This window comes from Pseudomonas sp. LAP_36 (assembly GCF_019456785.1).
In the GTDB taxonomy this organism is placed as follows: domain Bacteria; phylum Pseudomonadota; class Gammaproteobacteria; order Pseudomonadales; family Pseudomonadaceae; genus Aquipseudomonas; species Aquipseudomonas tritici.
Genome location: NZ_JAHZMS010000006.1, coordinates 100,339 through 113,965, shown reverse-complemented (window position 1 = coordinate 113,965; position 13,627 = coordinate 100,339). Strand labels below are relative to the sequence as shown.

11 protein-coding genes are annotated in these 13,627 nt (G+C 60.8%); 7 read left to right on the top strand and 4 right to left on the bottom strand.

Features of this window, described 5'->3' with window-relative positions; translation table 11 throughout:
* The first annotated feature begins 142 nt into the window (after positions 1 to 142).
* Together JBO08_RS19575 and JBO08_RS19570 are read left to right on the top strand one after the other, a co-directional pair.
* Entirely contained in the window at positions 143 to 2,629 is a 2,487-nt protein-coding gene (locus tag JBO08_RS19575) for a circularly permuted type 2 ATP-grasp protein (protein WP_065874348.1), read from the top strand.
* Positions 2,629 to 3,519 carry a transglutaminase family protein gene (locus tag JBO08_RS19570; RefSeq protein WP_065874347.1) on the top strand — a complete coding sequence of 297 codons (891 nt, stop codon included), beginning with the start codon at positions 2,629 to 2,631 and terminating at the stop codon, positions 3,517 to 3,519. The genes JBO08_RS19575 and JBO08_RS19570 overlap by 1 nt, the downstream gene beginning before the upstream one ends.
* Before the next feature lie 46 nt (positions 3,520 to 3,565).
* Here the strand turns inward: JBO08_RS19570 and JBO08_RS19565 are convergent, their stop codons facing one another.
* Positions 3,566 to 3,748 carry a hypothetical protein gene (locus JBO08_RS19565; RefSeq protein ID WP_065874346.1) on the bottom strand — a complete coding sequence of 61 codons (183 nt, stop codon included), beginning with the start codon at positions 3,746 to 3,748 and terminating at the stop codon, positions 3,566 to 3,568.
* Positions 3,749 to 4,080: 332 nt separating this feature from the next.
* Here JBO08_RS19565 and azu point away from each other — a divergent pair, with 332 nt between their 5' ends.
* A complete protein-coding gene (gene azu / locus JBO08_RS19560) occupies positions 4,081 to 4,527 on the top strand; it encodes an azurin (protein ID WP_065874345.1) in 447 nt (148 codons plus the stop codon).
* Positions 4,528 to 4,722: 195 nt separating this feature from the next.
* Here the strand turns inward: azu and nadE are convergent, their stop codons facing one another.
* The 3 genes from nadE to JBO08_RS19545 form a co-directional block, all read right to left on the bottom strand.
* Positions 4,723 to 5,550, bottom strand: coding sequence for an ammonia-dependent NAD(+) synthetase (gene nadE / locus JBO08_RS19555; RefSeq protein ID WP_065874344.1), 828 nt, complete (start codon positions 5,548 to 5,550; stop codon positions 4,723 to 4,725).
* A gap of 3 nt (positions 5,551 to 5,553) precedes the next feature.
* Positions 5,554 to 6,768: a nicotinate phosphoribosyltransferase gene (pncB, locus tag JBO08_RS19550; protein ID WP_012721934.1), complete on the bottom strand. Its 1,215-nt coding sequence runs from the start codon at positions 6,766 to 6,768 to the stop codon at positions 5,554 to 5,556.
* 207 nt (positions 6,769 to 6,975) lie between these two features.
* Entirely contained in the window at positions 6,976 to 7,866 is an 891-nt protein-coding gene (locus JBO08_RS19545) for a LysR family transcriptional regulator (RefSeq protein ID WP_065874343.1), read from the bottom strand.
* Between the two features lie 154 nt (positions 7,867 to 8,020).
* On the opposite strand from JBO08_RS19545, the gene JBO08_RS19540 reads away from it, so the two are divergent.
* The 4 genes from JBO08_RS19540 to JBO08_RS19525 all read left to right on the top strand — a co-directional run bounded on the left by JBO08_RS19540 (position 8,021) and on the right by JBO08_RS19525 (position 13,626).
* On the top strand, positions 8,021 to 9,511 hold the full coding sequence (locus tag JBO08_RS19540) for an aldehyde dehydrogenase family protein (protein ID WP_065874342.1): 1,491 nt from the start codon (positions 8,021 to 8,023) through the stop codon (positions 9,509 to 9,511).
* Positions 9,512 to 9,681: 170 nt separating this feature from the next.
* The gene (locus JBO08_RS19535; protein ID WP_220074869.1) at positions 9,682 to 10,965 is read left to right on the top strand and encodes an FAD-binding oxidoreductase; all 1,284 of its coding nucleotides are present in this window, start codon (positions 9,682 to 9,684) and stop codon (positions 10,963 to 10,965) included.
* Positions 10,966 to 11,339: 374 nt separating this feature from the next.
* The gene (locus tag JBO08_RS19530) at positions 11,340 to 12,476 is read left to right on the top strand and encodes a branched-chain amino acid ABC transporter substrate-binding protein (protein ID WP_065874340.1); all 1,137 of its coding nucleotides are present in this window, start codon (positions 11,340 to 11,342) and stop codon (positions 12,474 to 12,476) included.
* 235 nt (positions 12,477 to 12,711) lie between these two features.
* Positions 12,712 to 13,626, top strand: a complete 915-nt coding sequence (locus JBO08_RS19525) for an ABC transporter permease subunit (protein WP_048727385.1) — start codon at positions 12,712 to 12,714, stop codon at positions 13,624 to 13,626.
* Position 13,627: the final 1 nt, after the last annotated feature.

The following is a 13,627-nucleotide window of genomic DNA, read 5'->3' as shown; positions in this document are numbered from 1 at the left end:
GAGCTGGCTTGCCTGCGATAGCGATTTATCAGTCACCAACACTGTCGACTGAACCACCGCCATCGCAGGCAAGCCAGCTCCCACATTAGATCGTAGTGAATTTGAATTAAACTGTGGCCCCCTTGCCTCTGCCGAGCGTTCCATGTCCGATTTGCTCGACCGTTACCCGCTGACCGCGGGCACCTATCACGAACTGCTGGACGACGGCGGCGCGGTGCGTGCGCATTGGCAGCGCCTGCTCGACCACCTGCAACGCAGCACACCCGCGCAACTGGCCCAACGCCAGGCGCTGCTGACCCGGCAGATCCAGGAAAACGGCGTGACCTATAACGTCTACGCCGACCCCAAGGGCGCCGACCGCCCATGGGAGCTTGACCTGTTGCCCCACGTGCTCGCAGCCGATGAGTGGCAGCACCTGTCGGCCGGTATTGCCCAGCGTGCACGGCTGCTCAATGCCGTGCTGGCCGACCTTTATGGCCCGCAGCGCCTGATCAAGGAAGGCTTGCTGCCGGCCGAGCTGGTGTTTGGGCACAACAACTTCCTGTGGCCGTGCCAAGGCATTCAACCGCCGGACGGCGCGTTTCTGCACCTGTACGCCGTGGACCTGGCGCGCACCCCGGATGGCCGCTGGTGGGTCACCGCCGACCGCACACAGGCGCCGTCGGGTGCGGGCTACGCGCTGGAGAACCGCACCATCGTGTCCCGCGCGTTCCCGGACCTGTACCGTGATCTGCAAGTGCAGCACCTCACGGGGTTCTTCCGTACGCTCCAGGAAACCTTGGTCCGACAGGCGCCCGGGGATGATCAACAGCCTCTGATCGTTCTGCTCACGCCGGGCCGATTCAACGAAAGTTACTTTGAACACCTCTACCTCGCCCGCCAACTCGGCTACCCGCTGGTGGAAGGCGGCGACCTCACCGTGCGTGACAGCACGGTGTTCCTGAAAACCCTCAGCGGCCTGCGCCGGGTGCACGCAATCATGCGTCGTCTCGACGACGACTTCTGCGACCCACTGGAGCTGCGCACCGACTCAGCCCTTGGCGTCCCCGGTCTGCTCGATGCGGTGCGCCAAGGCAATGTGTTGGTGGCCAATGCGTTGGGCAGCGGTGTGCTGGAGTCGCCCGGTTTGCTCGGCTTCCTGCCGAAGATCAACGAATTTCTGTTCGGTGAAGCACTGATCCTGCCGTCCATTGCCACGTGGTGGTGCGGTGAAGCGCCGGTGCTGGCCGAAGCTCTGGAAAAGTTGCCGGAGCTGCTGATAAAACCGGCTTTCCCGTCGCAAAGTTTCGCGCCGGTATTCGGCCGTGACCTGAACGACGAAGAGCGCCAAGCCCTGGCCGAACGCATGCGCGCGCGGCCGTACGCCTACGTCGCCCAGGAACTGGCGCAACTGTCCCAGGCGCCGGTGTGGCACACCGTGGATGACCACCTGCAACATCGCGCCATCGGCATGCGTGTTTATGCCGTGGCCAGCGCCGACGGTTATCGCGTGCTTCCCGGCGGCCTGACCCGCGTGGCCGCCGAGGCCGATGCCGAAGTGGTGTCGATGCAACGCGGAGGCGCCAGCAAAGACACCTGGGTGCTCGGCGAACGCGCGGCCGGTAGCGAACACTGGCGTGCGCAACGCGCCATTGGTGCCCATGACCTGGTGCGCCGCGATCCGTATCTGCCGTCGCGGGTGGTGGAAAATCTGTTCTGGTTTGGTCGTTACTGCGAGCGCTGCGATGACAGCGCGCGCTGGTTGCGCGTGGTGCTGGCGCGGTATGTCGATGGCGATGACGCGCTGGCCTTGCAGGCGGCGGTGGAATTGGGTGAAAACCTGCGCCTGCTGCCGGAAGAGGGCGAATTGCCAGAACGACTGCTCGCGGCCTTGCTCGGTGATGACTGGCCCTCGAGCCTGCGCGCCAACCTGCAACGCTTGCAGTGGGCGGCGTCCCAAGTGCGCGGCAAGTTGTCCCGGGAAAACTGGCAGGCGCTGGTAGAGCTGCAACGCGAAGCCCTGGAGCTGGAAAGCGAGGCGCCGGACTTTGGTGAATTGCTGGACTTCCTCAACCGCCTGGTGATGTCCCTGGCGGCGCTGTCCGGGTTTGCCCTGGACGACATGACCCGCGATGAAGGCTGGCGTTTTTTGATGATGGGCCGGCGCATCGAGCGTCTGCAATTTCTCAGCAGCAGCCTTGCCGCATTCTTGCGGGGCGTGGCGGTGTTCGATCAGGCCGGGCTGGAGTGGTTGCTGGAGCTGGGCAACAGCAGCATCACCTATCGCTCGCGCTACCTGGCGGTGCCGCAGTTGATCCCGGTGCTCGACCTGTTGCTGCTGGACGAGCAGAACCCGCATGCGGTGTTGTTCCAGCTCAAACTGGTCAGCCGTACCCTGCGACGTCTCAACGACGATTTCGGTGTACCCCGGGAAACAGGTCTCGCGCCGTTGGTGGAGCGCCTGTCGCGTTTCGACCTGGGCTGCCTGGAGAACCCCCTGTTTGGCGAATCCAGCGTGCGTGCCGCGTTGGATGGCCTGGCCGACCTGCTGCAAGCGGTGGCCGATGAAAGTGGCCAAGTGTCGGATCGCCTGGCCTTGCGCCACTTTGCCCATGTGGATGATGTCAGCCAACAAACGGTGTCGGTGTGATGAGTGCGCGCTACCAGATTTTCCACGATACCCATTATCACTACGACAGCCCGGTGTCCTTGGCCCAGCAGTTGGCGCATCTGTGGCCACGGCCGTGCGCCTGGCAGCGTTGCAGCTCGCAGCAGCTGGAGATCAGCCCGGAGCCGACGTCGCGCCGCGATGAACTGGATGTGTTCGGCAACCCGATCACCCGCCTTGCGTTCGAACGTCCCCATGATGAATTGCTGGTGAATGCCGGGCTGACCGTGGAAGTGCTGGCGCGACCGGTGCTGGATTTCCAACAATCGCCGGCCTGGGACCAGACCCGCGACAGCCTGACCTACAGCTGCCATCCCATGTCCCTTGAGTTGATCGAAGCCTGCCGCTATCGCTTCGAATCGCCCTACGTGCACTTGAAGCAAACGTTCGTGGAGTTCTCCGAAAGCTGTTTCCCGCCTGGTCAGCCGTTGCTGCTGGGCGTGCAGGCGCTGATGGAAAAGATCTTCAGCGAATTCACCTTCGATGCCGAGGCGACCCAGGTCGCGACGCCGTTGGTGGAAGTGCTGGAGCGCCGGCGCGGTGTGTGCCAGGACTTTGCTCACCTGATGTTGGCGTGCCTGCGCTCGCGGGGCCTGGCGGCGCGCTATATCAGTGGCTACCTGCTCACCCAGCCACCCCCCGGCCAGCCACGGCTGATCGGCGCCGATGCGTCCCACGCGTGGGTCTCGGTGTATTGCCCGGTATCAGGTTGGGTGGATTTTGATCCGACAAACAATGTGCAGCCGGCTCTGGAGCACATCACCCTGGCCTGGGGCCGGGATTTTTCCGATGTGTCGCCGTTGCGAGGGGTGATTCTGGGGGGAGGGAGCCATGACCCGGAGGTTCGGGTGACGGTGATGCCGCTGGAGTAGAGGTGGATTGTGCCGAGCCGGTCTGGCCGGCTCAGCACAAAGGAAATTATTCAGCCGGATCTTTCGGTGTTTCCGTTTCGTCTACTGCCACTTCACCTTCCGCATCCGGGTTCAGTGCGCCCGCTTCTTCGTCAGCAGCGGCTTTCTTGCGTTGCAGTTTTTCCTCTTTCTTCTGTTCCTTGGCCAAGTCTCTCTGACGTTTGGCGAAGGAGTAATTAGGTTTGGCCATGGGCGATCCTCTAAGGTCGAAGGTGAGGGTGGGCGGCGCGCAGCTGCCTTGGGTCGCTATGGTAGCAGCTTAGCAGCGCGCTTGGGCCTCACTTACCGCAGGCGTAGGCAGCCAGCAGGCCGTTGAACAGTTGGTTGAGGTGCATGGCGTAGGCTCCAAGGGGAATGAGCCGATCATAGGCAGGTGCCGGTACTTTGGCTGGTAGATTGTGTTGATAGGTCTGATAGCCTAAAGTTGTATACAATCTGTTGATTCAGATCATAAGAATTTCGGCCTGCTTGAGGCACCCTTGTCGCAATACGCTTTTTTTAAACCCTGCCTTGGAGATTCACATGTTTGCCAAACTCGTTGCTGTTTCCCTGCTCACTCTGGCGAGCGGCCAGTTGCTTGCTGCAGAGTGCAAGGTCACCGTCGACTCCACTGACCAGATGTCCTTCAATACCAAAGCCATCGAAATTGACAAGAGCTGCAAGACCTTCACCGTCGAGCTGACTCACTCCGGCAACCTGCCGAAAAACGTCATGGGCCACAACTGGGTGCTGACCAGTGCCGCCAACATGCAGCCAGTTGCCACTGACGGCATGGCCGCCGGCATCGACAAAGACTACTTGAAGCCAGGTGACGATCGCATCATCGCCCACACCAAGATCATCGGTGCTGGCGAGAAAGACGCGGTAACCTTCGACGTGTCGAAGCTGGCCGCCGGTACTGATTACGCGTTCTTCTGCTCGTTCCCGGGCCACATCTCGATGATGAAAGGTACTGTGACCGTTAAGTAAGCCGACGCCGGTCGAAAAAAAAGCGCCCCGAAGGGCGCTTTTTTGTGGGCGGTCAGTTGAACCGAGTCATCGTTCATCGCAGTCAAGCCAGCTCCCACATTCAACCGCATTCTCATGCTGGAACCCGGTCAACTGTGGGAGCTGGCTTGCCTGCGATAGCGGTCTAACAGTCAACACAAGCCTATCTGGCTCACCTCACGGCGCAAACGGCATCACCCGCTTGTGCTCAGTCTTGCGATACGTCTCACAGATAATCCGGAACGCTTCCTCGCGCACCGGCTCGCCGTGCAGGAACGCATCGATCTCGGTGTAGGTCACGCCATGTGACGCTTCGTCCGGCTTGCCCGGCGAGAGGTCTTCCAGGTCCGCCGTCGGCACTTTCTCCACCAACGACTCAGGCGCACCAAAGTGCCGTGCAATCGCGCGCACCTGGTTCTTCACCAGCCCGCTCAATGGCGCCAGATCGCACGCGCCGTCACCAAACTTGGTGAAAAAGCCCATCACCGCTTCTGCCGCATGGTCGGTGCCAATCACCAGCCCACCGGCCGCGCCGGCGATGGTGTACTGCGCCACCATGCGCATGCGCGCCTTGGTGTTGCCCAGCACGAAATCGCGGGACACCGAAGCCTTGCCTTCAAACGCTGCCACTTCATTGGCCAGGGCTTTCACCGCTGGGCCGATGTTCACGGTGTGGCGCTCGTCCGGTTCGATAAAGTCCACCGAGGCCTGGGCGTCGATTTCGTCGAACTGGGTTTCGTAGGGCAGGCGCACGGCGATAAAACGGTAGGCGTCATCCCCGGTGCTGGCGCGCAGTTCCTGCATCGCGCGTTGGGCCAACAGGCCGGCGGTCAGGGAGTCGACGCCACCGCTGATGCCCAGCACCAACGCTTTGAGCCCGGAATTGCGCAGGCAGTCCTGGATAAAGGTCACGCGCCGGGCAACCTCGGCCTCGAGGGCTGCCGGGTCTTTGAACGGCGCTTGGACCTTGAGCTGTTCAGCAATCTCACGCTGTACGGCTTGCATGATTCACTCCTTGCTAGAGATGGCAGGTACTTTGAAAACATGACGCAAATAGGCGACGAAATTCGGGTCGGTGCAGTGGGTCTTGCCCGCTTCATCGGAAATCTTCGCGACGGGCTGGCCATTGCAGGCGGTCATTTTAAGCACGATGCTCATCGGCTCGACACCTGGAATGTCGCAGGTCAGGTTGGTGCCAATGCCAAAGCTCACATTGATCCGACCCCGCAGTGCGCGGAATATCTCCAGGGCCTTGGGCAATGACAGGCTGTCGGAGAACACCAGGGTCTTGCTCATCGGCTCGATACCCAGCTTATGATAATGGGCGATGGCTTTTTCCGCCCATTGCACCGGGTCGCCGGAGTCATGGCGCAGGCCGTCGAACAGCTTGGCGAAGTACAAATCGAAGTCGCCGAGGAACGCGTCGGTGGTGATGCAATCGGTCAGGGCAATGCCCAGCAGCCCACGGTACTCGCGGACCCAGCAATCGAGTGCGGCGATCTGGCTGTCGATCAGGCGCGGGCCGAGTTGCTGGTGGGCCATGATCCATTCGTGGGCCATGGTGCCCAGCGGTTTCATATCGAATTCGCGGGCCAGGTGCACGTTGCTGGTGCCGACAAAACGCCCTGGGAAATCATGCTTGAGCACGCTGACCACTTCTTCCTGCACGCGGTACGAGAAGCGCCGGCGCGTGCCGAAGTCGGCCACTTGCAGCTCTGACAGCTCATCGCTGCTGGCATTTGCCGTCAGCCAGTCGAATTTGCGATACAACTGCTCGCGGGCCTGTTCGAGGATCACGGTCTGGTAGCGGTAGCGGTTACGCACTTCGCTGACGATGGCCAGCATTGGCACCTCAAACAGGATCACATGCAGCCACGGCCCGCGCAGGCGGATGAACAATTCGCCGTTCTCGATGCCGGTTTGCACGTAGCGCAGGTTGAAGCGGAACAGCCCGAGAAAGCGCAAAAAATCCGGCTTCATGAAGCTGATGCGTTCGAGGAAACCCAGTTGGTCCGGGCTCAGGCTCAGCTCGGCGAGGCGTTCGATCTGGTAGCGGATCTCCGCCAGGTACGGGCGCAGGTCTTCGCTGTTTCGGCAACGAAACTCCCATTCAACTTCCACGTTGGGGTAGTTGTGCAGCACCGCCTGCATCATGGTCAGCTTGTAGAAGTCGGTGTCGAGCAAGTTCTGCACGATGCGATCGGCAAACACACTCTCGCTCATAACGGGAATCTCCAGACGGGTCGGCAATGGGCGCCGACCTTTACGCACAATTAGGGAAGAGGGCTAGTGGCGCATAGACCTGTGTTGTTTTGCCAGTGATTTTTTTGCCAAGGCCACCGGCGCTTTCGCGAGCAAGCCCGCTCCCACAGTTTGAAATGCATTCCAAGTGTGGGAGCGGGCTTGCTCGCGAAAGCGATATACCAGGCACTAAATAACCTGCTCCATCATCCACTTCACAAATTCGCGCACCTTGGGCACTTCCGCCGAATGCTCCGGATACGCCAGGAAATACGCATCCTGACTCGGCATTGCGTGCTGCCAAGGGATCACCAGCTTGCCATCCGCCAGTTCCTCTTCCACCAGAAAGCGCGGCAGCAAGGCCACGCCACAGCCGACCTGGGCCGCACGAATGCACATATAAAAGGTGTCAAAACGCGGTCCGTGATAGCTGTGCTCGGTGTGGAAGCCCTGGCTGGCAAACCAGTCATGCCACCCCTGGGGCCGTGAGGCGTTTTGCAGCAGGACCAGGTCGCTGAGTTGCGTGGGATCGGTGAACGGCTGCGCGGGCAGGCTTTCGGGGGCGCACACCGGCACCAGCTCTTCGCTGAACAATTTCAGACTCTCGGTGCCGGGGCGTGAGCCCTGGCCAAAGTAGAAGGCCATGTCGGCCTTGCCTTGCAGCAGCTCGTCCGGCTCCTGCTCGTTGCACAGGTCCAGGTGGATCTGCGGATGACGCAGGCGCCAGCCCTTGAGGCGCGGTACCAGCCAGCGCGCGCCAAAGGTGTAGGGCGTAGACACCCGCAACACTTCGGTCTCGCCGCCGTAGGAACGCAGGTAGTGGGTGGACATCTCCACCTGCGTGAGGATCTTGCGCACTTCCACCAGGTACAGGTCGCCCGCTGGCGTCATCTGCAAGCGGCGGCGCACCCGGCGAAACAGCAGGTGTTGCAACAACTCTTCCAACTGCGCCACCTGCTTGCTCACCGCGCTCTGCGTGAGGTTCAGTTCCTCGGCGGCGCGGGTGAAACTCAGGTGGCGGGTGGCGGCTTCGAAACACTGCAAGGCAGTGATCGAGGGCAAATGTCTTTTATTGAGCACGGCACGCCTCTTTTTATTCTTTGCATGAATAAACGGAATGATATCTCGCCTAATCGTCGTTTGTTGGCAAGTCTTCGGCCAGCTACAAATAAGCTCTGGATCGCCGTGTCTGTCGGCGGCGCAATTTTCTGTTTGCAGATTGAAGGAGTGACCCATGGTTGCCGCATTGCTTGATCGTCTCGGGGTAAACCCGGCGCTGTACCAGTCGGGGAAACAACCCGTGCATTCGCCGATCGATGGCAGCCGTATCGGCAGCGTGAACTGGGAAGGTGCCGCCGAGGTGGAGCAACAGGTCAGTCGCGCCGAGCATGCATTCGAGGCCTGGCGCAACGTGCCGGCACCACGCCGCGGCGAACTGGTGCGTCAGTTCGGTGATGTGTTGCGCGAGTACAAGGCCGACCTCGGCGAGCTGGTGTCCTGGGAAGCCGGCAAGATCACCCAGGAAGGCCTGGGTGAAGTGCAGGAAATGATCGACATCTGCGACTTCGCCGTCGGCCTGTCGCGCCAGCTGTACGGTTTGACCATCGCCTCCGAACGCCCGGGCCACCATATGCGTGAAACCTGGCACCCGCTGGGCGTGGTCGGCGTGATCAGCGCCTTCAACTTCCCGGTCGCCGTGTGGGCGTGGAACACCACCCTGGCGCTGGTGTGCGGCAACGCGGTGATCTGGAAACCCTCGGAAAAGACCCCGCTTACCGCCTTGGCCTGCCAGGCGCTGTTCGAGCGTGTGTTGAAGAAATTCGACGGCGCGCCCGAGTACCTCAGCCAAGTGATCATCGGCGGCCGCGACGCCGGCGCCGCGCTGGTGGATGACCCGCGCGTCGGGTTGATCAGCGCCACCGGCAGCACCCGCATGGGCCGCGAAGTGGCACCGAAAGTCGCCGCACGGTTTGCCCGCAGCATCCTGGAGCTGGGCGGCAACAACGCAATGATCCTCGGCCCAAGCGCCGACCTGGACATGGCCGTGCGCGCCATCCTGTTCAGCGCGGTCGGCACGGCCGGCCAGCGTTGCACCACCCTACGCCGGCTGATCGCCCACGAGTCGGTGAAGGAGGAAATCGTCACCCGCCTCAAGGCCGCCTATTCCAAGGTGCGCATCGGCCACCCGCTGGAAGGCAACCTGATCGGCCCACTGATCGACAAACACGGCTTCGAGAACATGCAGGACGCCCTGGAGCAAGCCTTGAGCGAAGGCGGCAAGGTGTTCGGCGGCAAGCGCCAACTGCAAGACACATTCCCTAACGCCTACTACGTGTCGCCGGCCATCGTGGAAATGCCCGAGCAAAGCGACGTGGTGTGCACTGAAACGTTCGCGCCGATTCTTTACGTGATTGGCTACACCGATTTCGCTGAAGCCCTGCGTCTGAACAACGCCGTGCCTCAAGGTTTGTCGTCATGCATCTTCACTACCGATGTGCGCGAAGCCGAGCAGTTCATGTCGGCCGTGGGCAGTGACTGCGGCATCGCCAACGTCAACATCGGCCCGAGCGGCGCGGAAATCGGCGGCGCGTTTGGCGGTGAGAAAGAAACGGGCGGTGGGCGTGAATCGGGTTCGGATGCGTGGCGCGGGTATATGCGTCGGCAGACCAATACGGTGAACTACTCGTTGGAACTGCCATTGGCCCAGGGTATTACCTTCGACTGATCTCTCAGTCGGAGTGAGGTCAGAATGTGGGAGCTGGCTTGCCTGCGATAGCATCACTTCGGTCTAGCTGATACACCGAGGTGCCTGCATCGCAGGCAAGCCAGCTCCCACCGTTGATTGGGTTTACAACCCTGAAACTGTTGTTTGTTAGGTCTCATCGGAGTCTGGCAATGGCACTGCGCGAAACATGTTTGTGGGAACACCTCACCCCTGGCCGGCCAGACCGCGCCGCGCTCAAGGGCGACGTCAAGGTGGATGTGTGCGTGATCGGCGCCGGGATCACCGGGCTGTCGGCGGGCATCCACTTGCTGGAACAGGGTAAAAGCGTTGCCGTGCTGGAGGCCCATCGCACCGGCCACGGCGGTTCGGGGCGCAACGTCGGGTTGGTCAATGCCGGGATGTGGATCCCGCCGGATGAGATCGAGGCCGGTTTCGGCGAGGCGGTGGGCAGCCAGCTCAACCGCATGCTGGGGGCGGCGCCGTCGCTGGTGTTCAGCCTGATCGACAAATACAACATCGATTGCCAATTGCGCCGCGAGGGCACGTTGCACATGGCGCACAACGCCCGTGGCGAAGCGGATTTGCGCAGTCGTGAAGAACAATGGAAACGCCGGGGCGCGCCGGTGGAATTGCTCACCGGCCAAGCCTGCGAGCAAGCCACTGGCACTAAGAAAATCGCTGCCGCCTTGCTGGATCGGCGCGCCGGCACCTTGAATCCAATGGCTTACACCAGTGGTTTGGCGAATGCGGCTGTCGGCCTTGGTGGGCAGTTGTTCGACCATTCCCCAGTCACCCAGCTCGAACGCCAAGGTGCGCACTGGTCGGTGCAGACTGCCCAGGGCTCAGTGCAGGCTGCACAGGTGGTCATCGCCTCAAATGCCTACACCGAAGGCGAATGGACCGAGCTGCGGCGCAATTTCTTCCCCGGTTACTACTACCAGGTCGCGTCGGCCCCGCTGACGGGGGACGCCGCCCAGCAAATCCTCCCCGGCGGCCAAGGTTCGTGGGATACGCGCCAGGTGCTGAGCAGCATTCGCCGCGATGCCGATGGCCGCCTGTTGCTCGGTAGCCTGGGCAACGGAAACCAGAAACCGGCTTGGTTCCTCGAGGCGTGGGCCGATCGGGTGCAGCAGCATTACTTCCCGTACCTCAAATCGGTGCAGTGGGAATACACCTGGACCGGCTGCATTGCCTTCACTCCGGACCACTTGATGCGCCTGTTCGAGCCCGCCCCCGGCCTGGTGGCAGTAACGGGCTATAACGGGCGCGGCGTGACCACCGGCAGCGTGGTCGGCAAGGCGTTCGCCGACTACGTGTGTCACCAGAATCCACAGGCCTTGCCGATTCCTTTCGCGCCTATGCAACCGCTGGCTGGGGTGGGCCTGCGCAGCTGTCTTTATGAAGCCGGTTTTTCGCTGTATCACGCGGGCCAATGCCTGAGGATCGTGATCTGATCAGCGAAATACCGCTCAAAAGCCGGCATTTTCTTAGCGGGCTACTAATCTGTATTGGTGCAAGTCGTAGCAGTCACGCACTGTAAATGTGCAGTTCCGTTACGCCGTTTGTTACAGCGGTAGGAACTGTCGTTTATGGGGTTGGTTGCAGGTGCGACCTGTCGAGGTTGTACTTTTTCGATCCATTGGTTGCACCTTCTGATGTTAGACGGTTGCACGTCCTTGCGATGGGCGCTGAAACGCCTGCAATAAGAATGACACCGTGTCTTTTTGAAGAATAAAAACGTAGTGGCACGCGCCTTGCTCTGAGCTTTCAGTGAAAAGTTTGAACGCAAGTTGTCGTGCCAAAAATCAAAAATATCGGAGCACCACTCATGTCCCAGACGTTTTACAAGAAAGGTTTCCTGGCCCTCGCCGTTGCAGCGGCGCTGGGTGTTTCTGCGTTTGTTCAAGCTGATGTGAAGATTGGCGTTGCGGGGCCGATGACTGGCGCCAACGCCTCTTTCGGTGAGCAGTACATGAAGGGTGCCCAAGCGGCAGCCGATGCGATCAACAAGGCCGGCGGCATTAACGGTGAGCAGATCAAGCTGGTCGCCGGCGACGATGCCTGCGAACCCAAGCAGGCCGTAGCCGTGGCCAACCGGCTGGTCGACCAGGACAAAGTGATCGGCGTGGTCGGGCACTTCTGCTCGTCGAACACCATCCCGGCGTCCGAGGTGTATAACGACGCGGGCGTGATCGCCATCACCCCAGGTTCCACCAACCCACAAGTGACCGAGCGCGGCATGAGCGCAATGTTCCGTATGTGCGGGCGTGACGACCAGCAGGGCATCGTGGCCGGCGACTATATCGTCGACGTGCTCAAGGGCAAGAAAATTGCCGTGATCAACGACAAAGACACCTACGGCAAAGGCCTGGCTGACGCCACTGCTGCCCAGTTGACCAAGCGCGGCGTCAAGCCGGTGCTGGAAGAAGGCCTGACCCGTGGCGAGAAAGACTTCAGTGCTCTGGTCACCAAAATCCGTTCTACCGGCGCTGACGTCGTGTACTTCGGCGGACTGCACCCGGAAGCCGGTCCTTTGGTTCGCCAACTGCGTGAAGCCGGCCTGAAAGATGTGAAGTTCATGTCCGATGACGGCGTAGTGACCGACGAATTGGTCACCACCGCAGGCGGCAAGCAATACGTGGACGGCGTCTACATGACCTTTGGCGCCGACCCGCGCCTGTTGCCCGAAAGCAAGGCCGTGGTGGAAGAGTTCCGCAAAGCCGGCTACGAGCCTGAAGGCTACACCTTGTACGCCTACGCCTCGCTCCAGGCCCTGGCCGCCGGCTTCAACGGTGCCAAGTCCGACAAAGGCGAAGACGCCGCCAAGTGGCTCAAGGCCAACCCTGTGAAAACCGTGATGGGCGAGAAGACCTGGGACGCCAAGGGCGACCTGAAAGTCTCCGACTATGTGGTTTACCAGTGGGACAAGGAAGGCAAATACCACCAGTTGGAAAAACAGAAATAAGCGTAAACACGATCACTCCGGCAACACAGAGCCAATGTGGGAGCCGGGCTTGCCCGCGATGACGGACTGGCAGTCAGCACGTGTGTTGAATCTGAAACCGCTATCGCAGGCAAGCCAGCTCCCACAATGGATCGCAGTTGTCAGTCCCATCGTGTCAGGCAACAAGATCTGTCTTTTCCTCCAGAAGCGCCGCACACCCACCGGTGTGCAGGTGCTCACCGCGTGAGATTGCGTTATGGATGGTATTTTCCTGCAGCAACTGGTCAACGGCCTGACCCTCGGGTCGGTCTATGGCCTGATCGCCATCGGCTACACAATGGTCTATGGCATCATTGGCATGATCAACTTCGCCCACGGCGAGGTTTATATGATTTCCGCTTACCTCGCGGCGATCAGTCTGGCACTGCTGGCTTACTTCGGCATCGAATCCTTTCCGCTGCTCATTCTTGGCACCTTGGTCTTCACCGTCGTCGTCACCGGCGTTTACGGTTGGGTCATCGAACGTGTCGCCTACAAACCGCTGCGTAACTCCACCCGCCTGGCACCGCTGATCAGCGCCATTGGGATTTCCCTGATCCTGCAGAACTACGCGCAGATCGCCCAGGGCGCCAAGCAACAAGGTATTCCAACCTTGCTGGCAGGGGCCTGGCGTGTCGACATCGGCACCGGGTTCGTGCAGCTCACGTACACCAAGGTGTTCATCCTCGTGGCGGCGTTTGCCGGCATGGCGTTGCTGACCTACATCATCAAATACACCAAGCTCGGCCGCATGTGCCGCGCGACCCAGCAAGACCGCAAGATGGCCTCGATCCTCGGCATCAACACCGACCGGGTGATCTCCTATGTGTTTGTCATCGGTGCCGCCATGGCTGCACTGGCCGGCGTGCTGATCACCCTCAACTACGGCACCTTCGATTTCTATGCCGGCTTCATCATCGGCATCAAGGCGTTTACCGCGGCGGTACTCGGCGGCATCGGCTCCCTGCCAGGGGCGATGTTGGGCGGGATTATCCTGGGTATCTCCGAGTCGCTGTTCTCGGGGTTGATCAACTCTGACTACAAAGACGTGTTCAGTTTCTCCCTGCTGGTGGTGATTCTGATTTTCCGTCCTCAGGGCCTGCTTGGTCGCCCACTCGTGGCTAAGGTGTAAA

Bases quoted from the DNA above. Each gene is read 5' to 3' on its own strand.
- JBO08_RS19530 (WP_065874340.1), top strand. From the start codon at position 11,340: ATGTCCCAGACGTTTTACAAGAAAGGTTTCCTGGCCCTCGCCGTTGCA.
- nadE (WP_065874344.1), bottom strand. From the start codon at position 5,550: ATGCAAGCCGTACAGCGTGAGATTGCTGAACAGCTCAAGGTCCAAGCG.
- JBO08_RS19570 (WP_065874347.1), top strand. From the start codon at position 2,629: ATGAGTGCGCGCTACCAGATTTTCCACGATACCCATTATCACTACGAC.
- JBO08_RS19565 (WP_065874346.1), bottom strand. From the start codon at position 3,748: ATGGCCAAACCTAATTACTCCTTCGCCAAACGTCAGAGAGACTTGGCC.
- JBO08_RS19575 (WP_065874348.1), top strand. From the start codon at position 143: ATGTCCGATTTGCTCGACCGTTACCCGCTGACCGCGGGCACCTATCAC.
- pncB (WP_012721934.1), bottom strand. From the start codon at position 6,768: ATGAGCGAGAGTGTGTTTGCCGATCGCATCGTGCAGAACTTGCTCGAC.
- azu (WP_065874345.1), top strand. From the start codon at position 4,081: ATGTTTGCCAAACTCGTTGCTGTTTCCCTGCTCACTCTGGCGAGCGGC.
- JBO08_RS19535 (WP_220074869.1), top strand. From the start codon at position 9,682: ATGGCACTGCGCGAAACATGTTTGTGGGAACACCTCACCCCTGGCCGG.
- JBO08_RS19525 (WP_048727385.1), top strand. From the start codon at position 12,712: ATGGATGGTATTTTCCTGCAGCAACTGGTCAACGGCCTGACCCTCGGG.
- JBO08_RS19540 (WP_065874342.1), top strand. From the start codon at position 8,021: ATGGTTGCCGCATTGCTTGATCGTCTCGGGGTAAACCCGGCGCTGTAC.